Source organism: Flavobacterium sp. PS2, assembly GCF_046250155.1.
Classification (GTDB): domain Bacteria; phylum Bacteroidota; class Bacteroidia; order Flavobacteriales; family Flavobacteriaceae; genus Flavobacterium.
This window is the reverse complement of the sequence record NZ_CP176426.1, coordinates 3,261,905-3,279,932: the sequence shown is the minus strand read 5'-3', so window position 1 is coordinate 3,279,932 and position 18,028 is coordinate 3,261,905. Positions and strand designations below refer to the sequence as shown.

Annotated in this window: 14 protein-coding genes; 9 read left to right on the top strand and 5 right to left on the bottom strand. The window is 32.2% G+C overall.

Features of this window, described 5'->3' with window-relative positions; all coding sequences use genetic code 11:
• The first annotated feature begins 162 nt into the window (after positions 1 to 162).
• Positions 163 to 2,577: a TonB-dependent receptor domain-containing protein gene (locus tag ACJ6WR_RS14300; protein ID WP_409415583.1), complete on the top strand. Its 2,415-nt coding sequence runs from the start codon at positions 163 to 165 to the stop codon at positions 2,575 to 2,577.
• Between the two features lie 404 nt (positions 2,578 to 2,981).
• On the opposite strand, the gene ACJ6WR_RS14295 is transcribed toward ACJ6WR_RS14300, so the two are convergent.
• Both ACJ6WR_RS14295 and ACJ6WR_RS14290 read right to left on the bottom strand, forming a co-directional pair.
• Positions 2,982 to 3,653: a copper homeostasis protein CutC gene (locus tag ACJ6WR_RS14295; protein ID WP_409415582.1), complete on the bottom strand. Its 672-nt coding sequence runs from the start codon at positions 3,651 to 3,653 to the stop codon at positions 2,982 to 2,984.
• A gap of 143 nt (positions 3,654 to 3,796) precedes the next feature.
• On the bottom strand, positions 3,797 to 4,804 hold the full coding sequence (locus ACJ6WR_RS14290; protein ID WP_039111628.1) for a 3-oxoacyl-ACP synthase III family protein: 1,008 nt from the start codon (positions 4,802 to 4,804) through the stop codon (positions 3,797 to 3,799).
• A gap of 265 nt (positions 4,805 to 5,069) precedes the next feature.
• Between ACJ6WR_RS14290 and ACJ6WR_RS14285 the strand changes: the two genes are divergently transcribed.
• Positions 5,070 to 7,481, top strand: coding sequence for a prolyl oligopeptidase family serine peptidase (locus ACJ6WR_RS14285; protein WP_409415581.1), 2,412 nt, complete (start codon positions 5,070 to 5,072; stop codon positions 7,479 to 7,481).
• Positions 7,482 to 7,743: 262 nt separating this feature from the next.
• Here the strand turns inward: ACJ6WR_RS14285 and ACJ6WR_RS14280 are convergent, their stop codons facing one another.
• The 3 genes from ACJ6WR_RS14280 to ACJ6WR_RS14270 form a co-directional block, all read right to left on the bottom strand.
• Complete coding sequence (locus ACJ6WR_RS14280; RefSeq protein ID WP_039111637.1) at positions 7,744 to 8,694, bottom strand: ABC transporter ATP-binding protein; 951 nt, start codon at positions 8,692 to 8,694, stop codon at positions 7,744 to 7,746.
• 137 nt (positions 8,695 to 8,831) lie between these two features.
• Positions 8,832 to 9,521, bottom strand: coding sequence for an OmpA family protein (locus tag ACJ6WR_RS14275; protein ID WP_039111638.1), 690 nt, complete (start codon positions 9,519 to 9,521; stop codon positions 8,832 to 8,834).
• Positions 9,522 to 9,550: 29 nt separating this feature from the next.
• The gene (locus ACJ6WR_RS14270; RefSeq protein ID WP_039111639.1) at positions 9,551 to 10,057 is read right to left on the bottom strand and encodes a lipocalin family protein; all 507 of its coding nucleotides are present in this window, start codon (positions 10,055 to 10,057) and stop codon (positions 9,551 to 9,553) included.
• A gap of 183 nt (positions 10,058 to 10,240) precedes the next feature.
• Between ACJ6WR_RS14270 and htpG the strand changes: the two genes are divergently transcribed.
• The 7 genes from htpG to ACJ6WR_RS14235 all read left to right on the top strand — a co-directional run bounded on the left by htpG (position 10,241) and on the right by ACJ6WR_RS14235 (position 18,017).
• The gene (gene htpG, locus ACJ6WR_RS14265; RefSeq protein ID WP_039111640.1) at positions 10,241 to 12,124 is read left to right on the top strand and encodes a molecular chaperone HtpG; all 1,884 of its coding nucleotides are present in this window, start codon (positions 10,241 to 10,243) and stop codon (positions 12,122 to 12,124) included.
• A gap of 199 nt (positions 12,125 to 12,323) precedes the next feature.
• Entirely contained in the window at positions 12,324 to 12,677 is a 354-nt protein-coding gene (locus ACJ6WR_RS14260; protein WP_409415580.1) for a hypothetical protein, read from the top strand.
• Positions 12,674 to 13,978, top strand: coding sequence for a hypothetical protein (locus ACJ6WR_RS14255; RefSeq protein ID WP_409415579.1), 1,305 nt, complete (start codon positions 12,674 to 12,676; stop codon positions 13,976 to 13,978). The genes ACJ6WR_RS14260 and ACJ6WR_RS14255 overlap by 4 nt, the downstream gene beginning before the upstream one ends.
• 56 nt (positions 13,979 to 14,034) lie before the next feature.
• Positions 14,035 to 15,234, top strand: coding sequence for a hypothetical protein (locus ACJ6WR_RS14250; RefSeq protein ID WP_409415578.1), 1,200 nt, complete (start codon positions 14,035 to 14,037; stop codon positions 15,232 to 15,234).
• A gap of 60 nt (positions 15,235 to 15,294) precedes the next feature.
• Positions 15,295 to 16,500, top strand: coding sequence for a lipase/acyltransferase domain-containing protein (locus ACJ6WR_RS14245; protein ID WP_039120263.1), 1,206 nt, complete (start codon positions 15,295 to 15,297; stop codon positions 16,498 to 16,500).
• Between the two features lie 177 nt (positions 16,501 to 16,677).
• On the top strand, positions 16,678 to 17,574 hold the full coding sequence (locus tag ACJ6WR_RS14240; RefSeq protein WP_409415577.1) for an EamA family transporter: 897 nt from the start codon (positions 16,678 to 16,680) through the stop codon (positions 17,572 to 17,574).
• 86 nt (positions 17,575 to 17,660) lie between these two features.
• Positions 17,661 to 18,017: a hypothetical protein gene (locus ACJ6WR_RS14235; RefSeq protein WP_039111645.1), complete on the top strand. Its 357-nt coding sequence runs from the start codon at positions 17,661 to 17,663 to the stop codon at positions 18,015 to 18,017.
• Positions 18,018 to 18,028: the final 11 nt, after the last annotated feature.

Sequence of the window (18,028 nt, the reverse complement as noted above, 5' to 3'; positions counted from 1 at the left end):
TAATTCAACTATTTTTTTTCACAAATCCTGTAACATAAAATTAATATAATAGTCTTAATAGAGTCTTTAAATAAATTTCCAGCAAGAATAATCAACTTGTATTTTAAAGACAAAATCATCAATCAAATAATCAATTAATCAACCTTAACTAAATCAAATCTTATGAAACTTAAAATTATCATGTTATTACTTATTGGAGTGATAACATCGGTACAAGCTCAAAATTCCGGAAGTGTTTCTGGAAAAGTACTAGAAAAAGCCACTAATTCTCCAATTTCTTATGCAACAGTTGCCGTAAAAGAAGAAGGAAAAACAATCGCAAGTGGTGTGACAGATGATAAAGGAGACTTTATTTTAAAAAATATTCCTTTAAAAAATTATATCTTAGAAATACAATACATCGGATTTAGACCATACAAAACCAATTTATACTTTAGTGATTCAAAAAAAGAGTACACATTTAAAGTTGCTCTTGAGGAAGAAGCTACTCAACTTAAAGGTGTAAACATTGTTAGTGAACGCTCGACTATTGAACAAAAAATTGACCGAAAAGTAATTACTGTTGGTAAGGATCTTACAACTGCTGGAGCTTCTGCATCAGACATTATGAATAATATCCCTTCGGTAAATGTTGATCAGGACGGAAAACTTTCTCTTCGTGGAAACGATAATGTACGTGTATTAATTGACGGAAGACCATCAAATATTGACCCTGCACAATTACTGAAACAAATTCCATCAACTTCTATCAAAAAAATTGAGTTGATTACAAACCCAAGTGCTAAATATAATCCAGAAGGAATGTCTGGAATCATCAACATTATTCTGCACAAAAACTCCAACACTGGTTTCAACGGAAGTTATAGTGCTGGTATTACTTTTGGGGAAACAGCTAAATACAATCAATCATTAGATTTGAATTATAAAACTGGAAAAGTAAATTTATTTGGAAACGTAGGTCAGAATTTTGGAACTTATCACAACAGTGGTTTCATCAAAAGAATTGATCCGGAAATCATTCAGGATATTAATGTCCTAAACGATAATGATTCTTACTTGTATAAAATTGGAATGGATTATTTAATTGACGATCATAACACATTGTCTGTCTATACCAATCAAAATAAATCAAACGGAAAAGGATTTGTAGACACTAACATTGATTATAATAATCTAACAGATTCTGATGTTTCTAATATTTTTCAGAAATCAAAATACTCAGGTCCAAACAAAATTGGTACTTATAATTTAGCCTACAAACATATCTTTAAAAAAGAAGGCCATACTTTAGATTTTGAAGGAAACTATAGTGATAATGAAGGAACACAATATGCTGCTTTTGATACTCAATCTACAAAAACGGATAATACTATAGAAAGCGTAATTTACGATGATCAAATTAAAGCTACTCGTAAATTAAGCACTTTTAATATTGATTATGTGAATCCTTTAAACGAAAAAACTACCCTTGAGGCTGGTGCCGAAGCTAGGATTACTAAAACAAATAATGATTATATTACCGGAAATCCGCTTGCTGAATTTCCAGTTACTAATTATACTTACGACACTAATATTTATTCAGCTTATGTAACATTTGGTCAGAAATACAAAAAATTCAGTTACCAATTAGGAGCTCGTTTTGAAAGTTATAAAGTAGCAGCTAATTTAAATCATGGTCTTGAAAAATTTAATGATGACTATATCACTTTATATCCATCAGCTTATCTTACATATAAACTGGATGAGAAAAATACTTTGCAATTAAGCTATAGCCGTCGTGTAGACCGTCCGAGTTTAGAACAAACAAAACCTATTCGTGAGTTTTCTACTCCGTTAGTAACCTCTTTAGGAAATCCTGAATTAACACCACAGTTTACTAATTCGGTAGAAATAAATTATACTAAAACTCTTGAAAAAGGAAGTTTTACAACTAGTGTTTTCTACAGAAGTATTAATGACCAAATTAGCAGAATTTTATATCCTGATGAAACTGACCCAAGCGGTAACAAACAAATTATGACTTATACTAACTATGATCATAATACTTCTTACGGTTTTGAAGTTTCGTTAAATTACAAAATCACAAAGTGGTGGGATATCCAACCTTCTATTGATTTTTCTAGTATCAACCAACAAGGTGTTGTGTTTTTATACGATCCTGTAACAAAAATGAGTAATCCAATTGAAAGGAAAGTTACTGTTGCTGCATTTAATGGTCGTATGAACTCAAACTTTAAAGTAAACAAACGTATCAGTTTCTTATTATTCGGTTTTTACAGAGGCGGTGTAGACGGTCTTCAAAATAATAGTCATGAAATGTACAAAATGGACATAGGTACACGTTATACATTATTAGACAACAAGATGAATATTAGTGTACGTTTTAATGACGTATTTGACACCATGAAATATGCTTTTGATTCTAATTATCCTTACCCGCATACAGGAGAATTTACATGGGAAAGTCAAACAGTTTATTTAGGTTTAACCTATAATTTTGGTGGAGCAAAAATTAAAAACTTGCAACGTAAACAAAGAGAAGATAACACGAGTAAAGGCGGAGGAGGAATGTTTTAATCCATCACACTTATTCGAATTTTATTGTCAGGTTGAGTCGTTCGTCTCCGTTTAGGATAAACTTAAGTCGAAACCTTTTTGAATATTTTTTGTAGTAAAGAAAGCCCAGAGTATGCCACTCTGGGCTTTTTTGATATATCTAAATTCCATAGATTGTCTAAAAATGGAACGCGGATGACCCAGATTCGCCAAGGCGAAAACGCTGATAAAAACGGATTTTAAAAAATAAAGGAATCGGGCTCTGGCTCTGTCATATAAGCACTAATATTATAAAAAAATTGAACACGAATTTCACGAATTGACACGAATTAGTTTGTGAAATTAATTTCACAAACTAAGTTAGCCATATAAATTCGTGTCAATTCGTGAAATTCGTGTTTGTTTTTTACCACATCATACTAAAACTACAACTTAGCTTTTAGAGCATTAATCTCTACTGCACTCGCAGTTTCGTCAGAATCGGTAATTGCTGATGAATGGAAAAAAGTATTTCCTAGTTTTTCTTTTAGTAATCCAATATTAGTAGATCTAAGTCCTCCACCTGGCATAATTACTATTCTGTTATTTGCTTTTTGTACCACATCGATAAGTACATCAATTCCTTCTTCTACATTTTTTCCTTGTCCTGATGTCAGGATTGTTTTAAAGCCACAATTAATCACATCTTCGAGAGATTTAGACACATCCGCAACAACATCAAAAGCACGATGAAAAGTACAAGGTAGCGGATTTGCTAAATTAATTAACTCCCTATTTTGCTCTATATTTAGGCTTCCGTCAGGATTAAGATTTCCAAATACAAATCCATCAACATTACATTTTTTGTATTCGATTATATTCTCTTTCATTTCCTCAAACTCAGCTTCTGTATAAACAAAATCTCCACCACGAGGTCGGATAATAACATTTAAATCTATTGTAACTTTTTCTCTCGCTGCCCGAACTAAATTTAAATCCGGAGTTGTTCCTCCATCTTTCATATTTACACACAACTCAATTCTGTTTACTCCATTTGCCTGAGCAATCTCGACAGAATCAAGATTAAAACACGCAATCTCTAATTGGCTTTTTTCCATTTCTTATTATACTTAAACAATTGCCACGGACTTCAATTACATTGAATCTGGCAATACAATTTTATAAAATTATCCTGATCCGAAATTAAACAAAAAACCTGCTCCAAAAGGAACAGGTTTTAAAATATAATGTAAAAATTAAATTACCATTTGATAATTGCACTTCCCCATGTAAATCCACTACCAAATGCAGCTAAAACAACTGTATCTCCAGATTTGATTTTTCCTTTTTCCCAAGCTTCTGTCAATGCAATCGGAATAGATGCTGCGGTTGTATTACCGTATTTTTGAATATTGTTATATACCTGATCATCATTCAAGCCAAATTTCTTTTGGATAAATTGTGATATTCTCAAGTTTGCTTGGTGTGGTATCAACATATCGATATCAGAAACCTGTAGATTATTAGCTACCAAACCTTCATTAATAACTTCGGCAAAACGTACTACTGCATTTTTAAATACAAATTGTCCATTCATATAAGGAAAATAACTTTCGTCGTTCGGGTCATTATCTGCTAAGATATCAGTTACCCAACGAGCTCCCATTCCTGGTGCTGTTAGAGATAATTCTTCAGCATGTTGCCCTTCTGAGTGTAAGTGTGTAGATAAAATTCCTTTTGTAGTATCTTCTTCTCTACTCAAAACTGCTGCTCCGGCTCCATCTCCAAAAATTACCGAAACCCCTCTTCCTCTGGTTGTCATATCCAAACCTGTAGAGTGAACCTCAGAACCAATTACCAAAACATTTTTATACATTCCTGTTTTAATATATTGATCTGCTACAGAAATAGCGTAAATAAAACCAGAACATTGGTTTCTTACGTCTAATGCTCCAACAGTTTTTAATCCTAAATCACGTTGTACCAAAACTCCAGGACCTGGAAAATAGTAATCTGGGCTTAATGTTGCAAAAACAACAAAATCGATATCTTCTTTTGCTACACCAGAACGTTGGATAGCTATTTCGGCAGCTTTTACACCCATCGAAGTTGTAGTATCTTCTCCTCTTATAATGTGTCTGCGTTCCTCAATCCCTGTTCGTTCTTGTATCCACTCGTCGTTGGTATCCATTATTTTTGACAAATCGTCATTGGTTACCACATTTGAAGGGACATAATATCCTAATCCCGCTATTTTTGAATGATACATATTTTTTTATTATTCGTTAAAAAATTGGACTGCAAATCTAAACATCTTTTAAAAATCATGTACACAATTTAGTGATTTTTTAGTAATTAACAATTCTATATATTATTCCCATTAATTACTTTTCACAAGCACATTCTGATTTGTAAGAAAAACATATTAAATTTAAAGCTTTTTTTTATAACTATCACTTTTCATTATTAAAATGTAACAAGATTGGACTACTTTAGACAAATCATAACAATCTTTAATCATAAAAGTTTCAACTATGAAATTAAAAGTTACCTTATTTCTGTTTTTAAATCTTGGCTTAGTGGCTTTTGCTCAAGAAAACCTGACGTACCAGAAACCGTCAAAATCTATTTTGGATTTAGCCGATTACGAAAGAGCTCCTTCAGTATCAATGGATACAAAAAAAGAGTTCATGTTATTAACTTACAGAAATACCTATAAAACATTAGAAGATTTAAATCAGGAAGAACTTCGTTTAGCAGGTTTAAGAATCAATCCTGTAACAAATATTTCGAGCACGGTTACGTATGTAAAAAATCTTAAATTAAGAAAAATCAGCGATACCAAAGAAATTCAAGTATCGGGTTTACCAACAGCTCCTCAAATCAGTAATATTGTATGGTCGCCTAATGATAAGAAAATTTTATTTACTCATACTACAAAAACGGGAGTAGAACTTTGGATTGTAGATGTTGCATCTGCAAAAGCAACAAAACTTACCGAAGCAAACTTAAATGCCAATCTGGGAACTCCATTTAGTTGGTTCAACGACAACGAAACAATTCTTGTAAAGATGTTGCCTAAAAACAGACCTGCATTATTAGATTCTAAAAAAGATTTACCAACTGGCCCGATTGTTTCTACTGCCGATGGATCTAAATCGCAAAATAGAACCTACGCAGACATGTTGAAAAACAAAAATGATGAAGCTAATTTTGAAAACATCATAACATCTGAAATCTACAAAGTAAACATTAACGGTACAGCTACTTTATTTAAAAATGCTGATATGTACTCTTCTGAGAGAATTTCGCCAGATGGTAATTATGTGATGTTAACTACAATCCAAAAACCATTCTCATATATTGTTCCATTAGGAAGATTTCCATCAAAAGCGGTAGTTTATGATAAAAACGGTACCGAAGTAAAAACCGTAAACGAAGTTCCTCTTTATGAAATTATGCCTAAAGGTTTTATGGCTGTTCGTAAAGGGAAAAGAGAAATGTCATGGAGAAACGATAAACCAGCAACGCTTTCTTATGTTATAGCTTTAGATGGTGGAGATCCTGCAAATAAAGTCGATTTTAGAGATGAAGTATTTCTTTGGAATGCTCCATTTAATACCGAAGCAACTGCATTGGTAAAAACACCTCAACGTTTTAATGAAATTATTTGGGGAAATGACAATACTGCAATCCTTATGGACGAATGGTATGATACACGTAACATTAAAACCTATTTAATTAATCCATCTGACGCAACTCAGAAACCAAAAGTAATCTTCGATAGAAACTCACAAGATATCTATGCAGATCCAGGTGCTTTTGAATTTAAAAAGAACCAATACAATAAATATGTTCTTGCTATAGAAAACGACAATGCTTTTCTTCTTGGCGAAGGTTTTACCAAAGATGGTCAATTCCCTTTTATTAGCGAACTTAATCTTAAAACATTAAAAACAAAACGTCTGTATACTTCTACATTTAAAGATAAAAAAGAAGATATAGTAGAGATTGAAGATTTTAAAACTGGAAAAGTTTTGGTACAAATTCAATCTAAAAATGACTATCCTAATTATTATTTCAGAAACATAAAAAAACAAAATAGCTTAACTCAGGTTACTTTTTTTAAAAACCCTTTTGAAAGTATCAAGAATGTAAGCAAAGAGGTTATTAAGTACAAAAGAAAAGATGGTGTAGAATTATCTGGAACATTATACTTACCTGAAGGATATGACAAAGTCAAAAAAGAAAAACTACCATTATTAATCTGGGCATATCCAGCAGAATACAAGGACAAAAACAGTGCAGGACAAAGTAGCCAAAACCCAAATGAATTTACGTTTCCATACTATGGTTCATTTATATATTGGGTAACCAAAGGATATGTAGTTCTAGATGATGCTTCGTTCCCAATTATTGGTGAAGGAACTACAGAACCTAATGATAATTTTATTACACAATTAGTAGATGATGCCGAAGCTGCAATAGATGCTGTAGACGCATTAGGATATATAAACAGAAAGAAAGTTGCTGTAGGAGGACATTCATACGGAGCGTTTATGACTGCTAACTTATTAACGCATTCTAATCTTTTTGCTTGCGGTATTGCCAGAAGTGGTGCTTACAACAGAACCTTAACTCCTTTTGGTTTCCAAACAGAACAACGTAATTACTGGGAAGTTCCAGATGTTTACAACACAATGTCACCATTTATGCATGCCGACAAAATGAAAACACCACTACTATTAGTACATGGTGAAGCCGATAATAACCCTGGGACTTTTACATTACAAACAGAGCGTTATTTCCAAGCTTTAAAAGGATTGGGGGCTCCTGCAAGAATGGTAATTTTACCAAAAGAATCTCATGGATATGTAGCTAAAGAAAATATCTTGCATTTGCTTTGGGAACAAGATCAGTTCTTAGAGAAATATTTGAAAAATTAATTACTGAGAAACTTCTCAATTAATACACCAAGAATCCCCTAAACTCATCATTTAGGGGATTTTTTCGTTTCATACTATACTTATTATTAAGGAGCTAATCCTGCTGTACACTATATCTTTTATGGCAAACCCCGCCATAAAAGGATGCCGTTCCCATCAGGGCTAAAAAACTAGATTTCTTTTCACAAACAACAAACCCCGACAGATTTTAAAAAACCTGTCGGGGTTGCTATTCTATAATGTCAAAAAAGAATTATCTAATTTACAGATAATTCAAACTTAAGAATATTTCCTGCTCAACAGGTAAATCAATTTCACTTTCAAAAAAGATTAACTGTCTTTTATGAACCGTTTCTATCAAATAATGATTTCCTCTAAAATAGGTTCTTCTAATTTTTACTAATAAGTTAGATTCTGGAACCATTTTAAATTGATGTGGATATACCAGCGTCTTATGTGTTTCATCTTCGTAAGGAAGCAATAAATGAGTAGCAATTTCATTTACTTCACCAAACAGTGAAGCCACATATTTCGTTTCAGGATCTTCGTATATTTTTGTTGGATTATCTTTAGCAAGAACTTCTCCATTTCGCATTACAATTACTTCATCTGCAAATGACAAAGCATCGGTACTATCATGTGTTGCTATAATGCAAGTAATCCCTTTTTGTTTTAAATATCTAAATAAATTTCGGCGTAAAGCATTTTTACGAAAAGCATCTATTTGGCTAAAAGGTTCGTCTAGTAAAATTACTTCTGGCTCTAAAGCCAAAACTCTTACTAAAGCTACTCTTTGTTGTTGTCCTCCACTTAATAATTTTGCTTTTACATTCGAGAATTGTTCCATTTCGACCATTTCCAATAATTCCTGAACACGAAGTTTTTTCATGTTAGCAAAACCATTCGAAAGAAACTTCCCGACATTTTCGGCAACGGTTTCAAAAGGAGACAAATCAAAATCCTGAGCCAAATATTTCATATAAGGCATTCCGGGAACCAAATTGTATTTAGGCCCTAAAACAGGTTTTTCATTATAAGAAATAGTACCTCCATTTAAATCATATAAACCGTACATTAATTTAAGTAATGTACTTTTTCCGCAGCCGCTTTCGCCAATAATAGCAATATTTTCGCCTTTATTTATGGTAAAAGAAACATTTTTTATAACAGGTTTTTCGGTATACGAAAAAGAAATATCTTGAACTTGAAGCATTAGTTGGCATTGAAAAATTGAGGATACAAAGATAGTTGCTTTGATAAAAATAACTTAGAGAAAGTTATTAAATTATCTACAAAAAAAAGCTGCTTCAAAAGAAACAGCTTTTAATTTATTCGCTAAGAAGCAATGCCTTATTTACCAGCTTTTGCATCGTTTACCATTTTGTCATTTGCAGTAATAGCAAATTCAACACGACGGTTTTGCGCTCTTCCTTCTGGAGAATCATTTGTAGCAATTGGATCAGCAATTCCTAAACCTGAAGTTTTGAAACGAGTAGATTTTAATCCTTTAGAAACTAAATATGCTTGCACAGAAGCAGCTCTTTGTCCTGAAAGTGTTAAGTTATATTCTGGTTTACCAGTATTATCTGTATAACCAAAAATTTGAATATCAGTATCTCCGTACTCATTAAATACAGGAACTAATTTATCTAAATTTGCTTTTGCCTGAGTTGTTAATGTTGATTTATTAGTATCAAAACGAACAGAATTTTCATTTAAAGTTAAATGAATACCCTCTCCTACTCTTTCTACAGTAGCACCTGGTAAAGCCTGATCAATTTCACGAGCTTGTTTGTCCATTTTGTTTCCAATAAGAGCACCAGTTCCACCACCTACAGCAGCACCAATAGCAGCACCTAAAGCAGCGTTTCCACCACGTCCTAAATTGTTTCCAAGAATACCCCCGATAAGAGCACCTGCAGCAACACCTATTCCTGCACCTTTTTGAGTATTATTTGCATTCTTTACTGAATCGCAACTTGTAAAAAAACTTGTCAATACAAGTAAAGTACTCAAACCTAAAACTGTTATCTTTTTCATATATTTATCTTTTTATGTATTCTTTAATATTAATTAGCTCTTTGAAATTGGTATACTACATCTTTAACTTGTCCTCCAACATTGATATTATCAATTAATTGAAATGAATTTTCAGTTAAACCACCAATTTTCAATAAATATCCGTCTCTCACTTTTTTTGCTTTTATACCAGCATCAAGAATCTTAAGAACAAACATACCCTGACTATTAATACTCCATACAATTGGAGAAGAAAAATCAGTACAACCAGATGATGCTAAAGCCATCGACCCTTTGTTGTTGTTTGAAATAAAGTTCCAAGTACTACCAATAAAACACTTAGAATCAGCAAGATCAAATGAATTTACTTTAATATACTCTGAACCCGGATAAGAAACATTGGTTAAAACCCAATTTCCTTTAATTGCTACTTGAGTCGACTTATCAAGTTTTGTAGAAAGCGGTTCAGCTCCATTAGAAGATGTCGTTGCTGTAGAAGCTGATTTGCATGCAAAAACCGTTACGGCTAATATGCATATTAAAATAATTTTTCTCATCGTTTTAGCAAATTTAAAATTAATACTCCTACAAAGATACAATGCAAAAAAATTAAATTTGTTTAAAAATTATTTTTTTTTCTTTCACAATTAACACCTACGCCAATTTGTCACCCTATTAGCAATTGGTATCTTATTTGAAGAATCTGAAAAGCATAACGTTAAACTTAAATTTTAAAAAATATGACAACAGGTAAAATTAATGTTTCGGTAGAAAACATATTTCCCTTAATCAAGAAATTCTTATACAGCGATCACGAAATTTTCTTGCGTGAGTTGATTTCTAACGGAACCGATGCTACTCTAAAATTAAAACACCTAACAAGTATTGGTGAAGCCAAAGTAGAATATGGCAATCCAATTATTGAAATTAAAATTGACAAAGAAGGTAAAAAAATCCACATTATTGACCAAGGTCTAGGAATGACTGCCGACGAAGTTGAAAAATACATCAACCAAGTCGCTTTTTCTGGAGCTGAGGAATTTTTGGATAAATATAAAGACTCTGCAAAAGACTCAGGAATTATTGGTCATTTTGGTCTAGGTTTTTACTCAGCCTTTATGGTTGCTGAAAAAGTAGAGATCTTTACTAAATCATATAAAGACGAACCAGCTGCACATTGGACATGTGATGGTAGCCCAGAATTTACTTTGGAGCCAACTGACAAAACTACACGTGGAACTGAAATCGTATTACATATTGCCGAAGATTCTCTTGAATTTTTAGAAGATTCTAAAATTTACGAGTTATTGAATAAGTATAATAAGTTTATGCCTATTCCTATTAAATTCGGAACTAGAACAGAAACTCTTCCTAAGCCAGAAGATGCTCCTGAAGATTATGTAAACGAAACTATTGAAGTTGACAACATCATCAATAACCCAAATCCAGCTTGGACTAAACAACCAACTGAATTATCTGATGAGGATTATAAGAGTTTCTACAGAGAGTTGTATCCTATGCAATTCGAAGATCCGTTATTCAACATTCACTTAAATGTGGATTATCCGTTTAACCTAACAGGAATTTTATATTTTCCAAAATTAGGTTCGGATATGCAAATTCAGAAAGATAAAATTCAATTATACCAAAATCAGGTTTATGTAACTGATAATGTAGAAGGAATTGTTCCTGAATTTTTAACAATGTTAAAAGGAGTTATCGATTCTCCAGACATTCCGTTAAACGTTTCTCGTTCAGGTTTACAAGCTGATGGTGCTGTTAAGAAAATATCAAACTACATTACTCGTAAAGTAGCTGATAAATTAAAAGCATTATTCACTGAAAACCGTGCTGATTTTGAAGCAAAATGGAACGACATTAAAATCGTTTTAGAGTACGGAATGCTTTCTGAAGATAAATTCTACGAAAAAGCTGGTGCATTTGTATTGTATCCAACAGTAGATGGCACTTACTTTACTCTTGAAGAATTAAAAGAGAAATTAAAAGATAACCAAACCGATAAAGACGGAAAATTGGTAGTTCTTTATGCGGGAAATAAAGATGCACAACACTCTTATATTGAAACAGCAAAAGAAAAAGGATACGAAGTATTACTTTTAGATTCACCTATTATCTCACATTTAATTCAGAAAATAGAAGGTGACAATAAAGATGTAACTTTCGTACGTGTCGATTCTGATCATATTGATAACTTAATCAAGAAAGACGAAAACACGATTTCTAAATTATCTGAAGAAGAAAAAGAGGCTTTAAAAACATCTTTAGAATCTTATATTCCAAAAGCATATAGTGTACAACTAGAAGCTATGGATAGCCAAGCTGCTCCATTTATCATTACGCAACCAGAATTTATGCGTAGAATGAAAGAAATGAGTCAATCAGGTGGTTCTGGAATGTTTGGTATGGGTAATATGCCAGAGATGTACAACTTGGTAGTAAACACAAATTCTGATTTAGCTACTAACATCTTGAATACCGAAGATAAAACACATCAAGAACATTTGGTTAAACAAGCATTAGATTTAGCCAAATTATCTCAAAACTTATTAAAAGGTGAAGCATTAACTGCTTTTGTAAAAAGAAGTTTTGAAATGATAAAATAATATTTGGCTATAAAAGCCATACTATTACTAAGCCTCTCAAGTATAACTTGAGAGGCTTTTTGTTTAAAAAACATAATATTCTTAACTATCCAATCTAATAATCTTAAAAAAAAGTACTTATTCCTGTTTTTTAACATAAGCTATTTACATAACTTTAACCCACTTTTAAAAAAAAGTTATTTATAAAAAACAGAACTCTATGAGAAAAATTTACCGTTATGAAAAATTATCATTCTCGGCTCCAATCGATGAAGATATTAATTTTGAAATCAAATTTATATCCGACGGTAATATAGGGCATACCGTAATTAATATACCCGGAGATAATGATTCTGAAATTGCTAATTCTGGTAAATCTTCCTTAGGGAAAATACAAACGCTCACAGCCGAAAAAACAATTTGCGTTTCGGATATTGCAAATCCTATACCTCACGAAGACACAATTGCTATTGAATACTATATCAATAAAAAACTACTTGCAAAACATTCTAATCTAAAAAGCGATACTGATCGTCCTTATGTAATTTTAACCATCAAATTTTCAGTAAAATGAAAAACTGGATTATAATTAGTACGGTTTTTTATTTCGGAACAATTCAAGCCCAAAAAAAATTAGATATCCTTACAACGCCTACTTCTCCCGCTGCAGCTGTTTTAGGTATGCAACCAAGTGCTATATTACAACCCAAATCTTATCGTGCCCTAGAAACTGCTCTTTATTCAAACTTTAGTGATGAAAATGGAAATAGTATAATCCCAAATGATTTTGGTCTCGAGTTTATGCCGTATTGGGCAAACGATCATGGCATGAGTCTGGAGGAATATCTTTATCCAAAAGCCAACCTTAATCAGCTTTTGCGCAACTCATCATTTTCTTTGGCTTCTACTCAAAATTTCATGCTGCAAGACAGTACAAATACAAGAAGTCTTTCTTTTGGTTATCGCACCTCTATCTATTTTGGAAATAAAAGAGATAAAGAAATCATCCAAAAACACATAGAAACTTTAAGCAATAACCAACGTATTGGTTCTAAAATCTTAGCTGAACTTAGTGAGCTTGCAGAGAAATTTAAATTTAAAACAAAAAGAGAATACCTAACAGCCGTACGAGATAAACTTACCAATCGGATTTACGAAGTACTCGATAAAAAATCGATGAAAGAAGCCGAAGAAATAACCAACAATATTTACGACGCTACTGATGCACTCCCTTTTGATGAAAATGATATCGATTCGTTTTTCATTTCATTTTCTGAATTAATAGAAGACAAAACAATGGGAAGTTATGACGAATTTAAATCTTATATTCTATCGCGTCAAGGATTAAGTATAGACTTGGCTTACGCATTAGCATTAAATTTTCCGACTAATGATTTTAAATACTCCAATGTACCCAGACAATCATTTTGGATTACTCCTTCTTATAAATTCTCAGATAAAATAAGTTTTCTAAAAGCTACTGGTGTATTACGATATGAATGGTACAATAAGGAGTATTTTGAGAGTTATTTCCCTGACACCAAAGTATATAAAAACAATTTCGATTATGGATTAGCATTACAAAGCCAGTTCAAGAAATTTTCGTTAGAATTTGAAGCTACCGGCCGAAAGAGCAGTTCTCTTTTAGTTGCTGGCACAGATGCTACGGGAAACACATTATACACCAAAGAAAACGCATCCGATTTTCAATACATAGGAACCTTTAGTTATAGACTTACAGAACAAATTGCCCTATCCTATCAAATCGGAAGTGCTTTTAAACCCGTTTTTAACCACAACGGAACATTGATTTCGATGCTGTCCTTAAACTTTGGTTTTGGCGGACCCAATATAACAGATTTAACTTCAAAATAAACCTCAAAAATCATACTCAAACCTACATTCGATGATTTTAAATCATCATAAATAATATGGCAACTAAAATAGGAATTTATATTACCGGACTCGGACAATCTATACACAACGAAACTGTAGAGAAATATACTGAAAGACTTAGAAACGAATTAAATTTTACCACAACAGGTTTTAATTATTTTATTAAAACGGAAAAAATTTCTTATCAACCCGAGAAAAATAGCACTGTTGTAAGTCTCTTTAAAAAAGACAAAAACGACAACGAAGAATTAATTTATAAAATATATGATTTTCAGTACCACAAAATCTTAACCGAAAAATTTGAACACTACAATATCTTCATAAAAAATCTAATCCTATTTAGCTTAATAATAAAAAAGACACCCCAAATTACTTTAAGGTTTTTCAGAAAAAAAGAATTTAGCAGCCCTTATCAAACAACTTATGCTTTTTCCATTCTTCTGATAATATCATTATGTGTTCTTTTTTTAATTCCGGCTTGTATCGATTTAATGACTAATGAAAGTATTATAAAAAATATCTCAAAACTACTTTACCACATCGGTTATGACATTGACGTAGAAAGGATACATAATTACGGGAAATACGTTCTTTCGATAACGACATTAATTTTAATTTTTGCACCTCAATCTAAAACTATTATCACATCGCTGGCAACCGAATTCTCTTGTGTTGACAGTTATATAGCCAATGGAGAACAAAGCCAAATTGTATTAGGAAATCTTGATTCGCTTGTAGAATATATCGCCGAAAATGAACCAGATCCTGAAATTCATTTTCATTGTTACAGTTTTGGAAGCATCTTAGCAGTTGACCTTCTTTTTCCGGTAGCAGAAATTCCACCATCAGATAACGTTCAGAAATTAACCAAACTTCTTATTACAACTGGGAATCCTTATGAATTTATAAATGCTTATTATCCTTCTTTTTACAAAAGAAGAAGTCCGATAATGGAAAACACTCTAAAATGGATGAATGTTTATTCTGTTTCTGATGTTTTTGCTACAAATTACAGAAAAGATGATTCTCGTGGTGAAGCCGAGTTTGGAATAAAAAATATAGCGATTCTACCAGAAAACATTAACTATGAAATCACATCCGACAAATCTGGCATAATTGCCTTTTTCTCGTTAAATAGTATTAAAATGCATAAATGTTACTGGGATCCATCTACTATAGGTCAGAGTTGTATGAAAGTATTACTACCAAAATTAACGAGCAAAGGTTTCATATAAAAATATGTATCTCAATTAATTACCAAAATAAGTATTAATTTAGATAACAAAAACAGCCCCATGAAACCTATCATCTTTATTCCCGGAATTCAAGCCACGAGTCTTGTTAATAGTAATACCTTCGATTTTAATTATATCTGGAACGCCTACGACACATTGGGTTCATCTATCGGTTCATCAATTTTTGGAGCTTATATTAACGAAAACCTACAATTTAATCCTTTATACGACCAAGGAATTGAAACGATAATAGAACGCAATCATATTGCTAAATTTCCATACGAGAATTCTATTTCTAAATTAAAAAACAAACTAAACGAGACCAGAGCATACAAAAATACTCCTGTATTTTTATTTGGTTACGATTGGCGAATGTCGAATATGGAAAGCGCCAAACGTTTAAAAATTTATATCGAATACCTCAAGCACAAACTTCAAGACCAAAACATCGAAGGATTCCGGTTTATTACTCATAGCATGGGAGGATTAGTTTTAAACTGCTACCTAAGTTTATTAAAAGATGATTTTTCCGGAATTGACAAAATAGTCATGAATGCGCCTCCATTTTTAGGATCTCCTTATGCATTGGTTCATATGGTAAAAGGAGATGGAGGTTTAAGAAGTATCCTAAACTGGGTTATAGGAAGAAATGAGGATATGCGTAAAGTTATTCGAACTTATCCTGGAGTCTATGAGTTATTACCCATTTACAAAGATGCTTTAACCTATGCAGATAATAATGAACCACTGGATCTTTTGAAAAAGGAATATTGGCAAGACAACTTATATAGAGATATCGAACCACTTTTTGATTCTAGATTAGCACTTTTAAAAGAATTTCGTTCTCCTACGGGGTTAAAAAACTTATCCGATTTACCTCAGGCTCTAAAAGACAGAATGATAATTATTGTAGGTGAAGATGATAAAACATTTACGAAGGTAAAAGTCCTAAAAAAAGGAAATAACAACATTCAAAATTTAGTAGACTTAGGCTCTCTTAATGACGGAAGAGAATCTGGCGATGGAACTGTTCCTTTTAAAAGTTCTTCTATTTATGCAAAAGACATTAAAACATTTGCTGTAAAGAAAGAAAACTTCTTTGATGAAATAAGTAACAATCTTGATTTTCATGGTTTATTCTTAAATGATAGTCGAGTACAGAATATTATACAACGCTATTTTTTAACCGAAAGCGCCAACCCAAAACTCAGCGGGCTTAAAAATTGGTGGGACACTCCTAACGGAAGCGTTAGAAAAGTGGATTGATTAAACTATTATGAATAATCTATAAATAAAACGATTTCGAGAGGTTTTCCGTAAAATCATCTATAGAAACAATCCTCTAAATACAATATCCAAATTAAATGCATTTTTTTAATTACTTACTAAAGCCTATCTTTGCAGGCTTTATTTTTAAAAACAAAAAGCAGTAAATTATATAAAATGACAAAAAATAACGTTTTAAAAGGAGTATTTCTAGTAGCATTTGGCGCAACAAGTTATGGTATGTTGGCCACTTTTGTAAAAATGGCATACGACGAAGGATTCACAACAGCAGAAGTAACTACTTCTCAATTTATATTAGGAATCATTGGAATCCTAATCATCAATGCTTTTCAGAAAGCAAAACATAAAAATACAGTTGTTAACGCAACGCCAAAAAACATTGCTCAATTAATGACGGCTGGAACTTCATTAGGAATGACAAGTTTATTTTATTATCTGGCTGTAAAATACATCCCAGTTTCTATCGGAATCGTTTTATTGATGCAAACCGTATGGATGGGAGTTTTATTAGAAATGATTTTAGAAAAAAAACTTCCTTCTAAACAAAAAATAGTTGCTGTAATTATTGTTTTAGGAGGTACTGTATTGGCTACTAATATTACTCAAAACGAGATCCAATTAGATTGGCGTGGTCTAGCGTGGGGTTGCCTAGCTGCTGCATCATTTACTACAACTATGTTTACTGCAAACCGAGTTGCTACCGAAATTTCGTCAGCACAACGTAGTTTATATATGCTTTTAGGAGGAGCTGTTATTGTCTTTTCTTTTGCAATAGCGACACAAGTAACTCCGTTTAACTTCGAAATTTTCACAAAATGGGGTATCATACTTGCACTTTTTGGTACAATTATACCTCCTATGCTTATGAACGCAGGTTTCCCACTTACAGGAATTGGACTAGGAAGTATCGTTTCGGCACTAGAACTTCCTGTATCTGTAATGATGGCTTACGTATTGTTAAATGAGCAAGTTATATTCTTACAATGGGTTGGAATAATTTTAATCATATTAGCTATCATTATCATGAACTTAAACTTCAAAAAGGAAAAATAAGTGTTAAAAAATACTTGTTAAAAAATAATTAAGATATTGTCCTAAAATCCCAATTATTTTTATAAATTCGTAATAAAATTACTATTATGAATTTACCTTGGCATCTTTACGTAATGGCTTTGCTCTACATTCTGGCTGGGATAAATCATTTTAGAACCCCAGGAATGTACCTAAAAATCATTCCTTCTTACTTTTCAAATCCAAAATTATTAAATATTTTAAGCGGTGTCGCTGAGATTATATTAGGGTCGCTCCTATTAATCTCAGCGACATCTCATTTTGCTGCATGGGGAATTATTGCGTTATTGGTCGCAGTTTTCCCAGCTAACGTATACATGTATCAAAACAAAAAAGCAAGTTTTGGGTTACCTCGATGGGTTTTAATATTACGCATGCCTCTTCAACTCGTTTTGATTTTGTGGGCATATCAATATACTTTTTAACATTTATACAT

Coding starts and splice junctions, on each gene's coding strand:
- ACJ6WR_RS14300 (WP_409415583.1), top strand. CDS start 163: ATGAAACTTAAAATTATCATGTTATTACTTATTGGAGTGATAACATCG.
- ACJ6WR_RS14295 (WP_409415582.1), bottom strand. CDS start 3,653: ATGGAAAAAAGCCAATTAGAGATTGCGTGTTTTAATCTTGATTCTGTC.
- ACJ6WR_RS14290 (WP_039111628.1), bottom strand. CDS start 4,804: ATGTATCATTCAAAAATAGCGGGATTAGGATATTATGTCCCTTCAAAT.
- ACJ6WR_RS14285 (WP_409415581.1), top strand. CDS start 5,070: ATGAAATTAAAAGTTACCTTATTTCTGTTTTTAAATCTTGGCTTAGTG.
- ACJ6WR_RS14280 (WP_039111637.1), bottom strand. CDS start 8,694: ATGCTTCAAGTTCAAGATATTTCTTTTTCGTATACCGAAAAACCTGTT.
- ACJ6WR_RS14275 (WP_039111638.1), bottom strand. CDS start 9,521: ATGAAAAAGATAACAGTTTTAGGTTTGAGTACTTTACTTGTATTGACA.
- ACJ6WR_RS14270 (WP_039111639.1), bottom strand. CDS start 10,057: ATGAGAAAAATTATTTTAATATGCATATTAGCCGTAACGGTTTTTGCA.
- htpG (WP_039111640.1), top strand. CDS start 10,241: ATGACAACAGGTAAAATTAATGTTTCGGTAGAAAACATATTTCCCTTA.
- ACJ6WR_RS14260 (WP_409415580.1), top strand. CDS start 12,324: ATGAGAAAAATTTACCGTTATGAAAAATTATCATTCTCGGCTCCAATC.
- ACJ6WR_RS14255 (WP_409415579.1), top strand. CDS start 12,674: ATGAAAAACTGGATTATAATTAGTACGGTTTTTTATTTCGGAACAATT.
- ACJ6WR_RS14250 (WP_409415578.1), top strand. CDS start 14,035: ATGGCAACTAAAATAGGAATTTATATTACCGGACTCGGACAATCTATA.
- ACJ6WR_RS14245 (WP_039120263.1), top strand. CDS start 15,295: ATGAAACCTATCATCTTTATTCCCGGAATTCAAGCCACGAGTCTTGTT.
- ACJ6WR_RS14240 (WP_409415577.1), top strand. CDS start 16,678: ATGACAAAAAATAACGTTTTAAAAGGAGTATTTCTAGTAGCATTTGGC.
- ACJ6WR_RS14235 (WP_039111645.1), top strand. CDS start 17,661: ATGAATTTACCTTGGCATCTTTACGTAATGGCTTTGCTCTACATTCTG.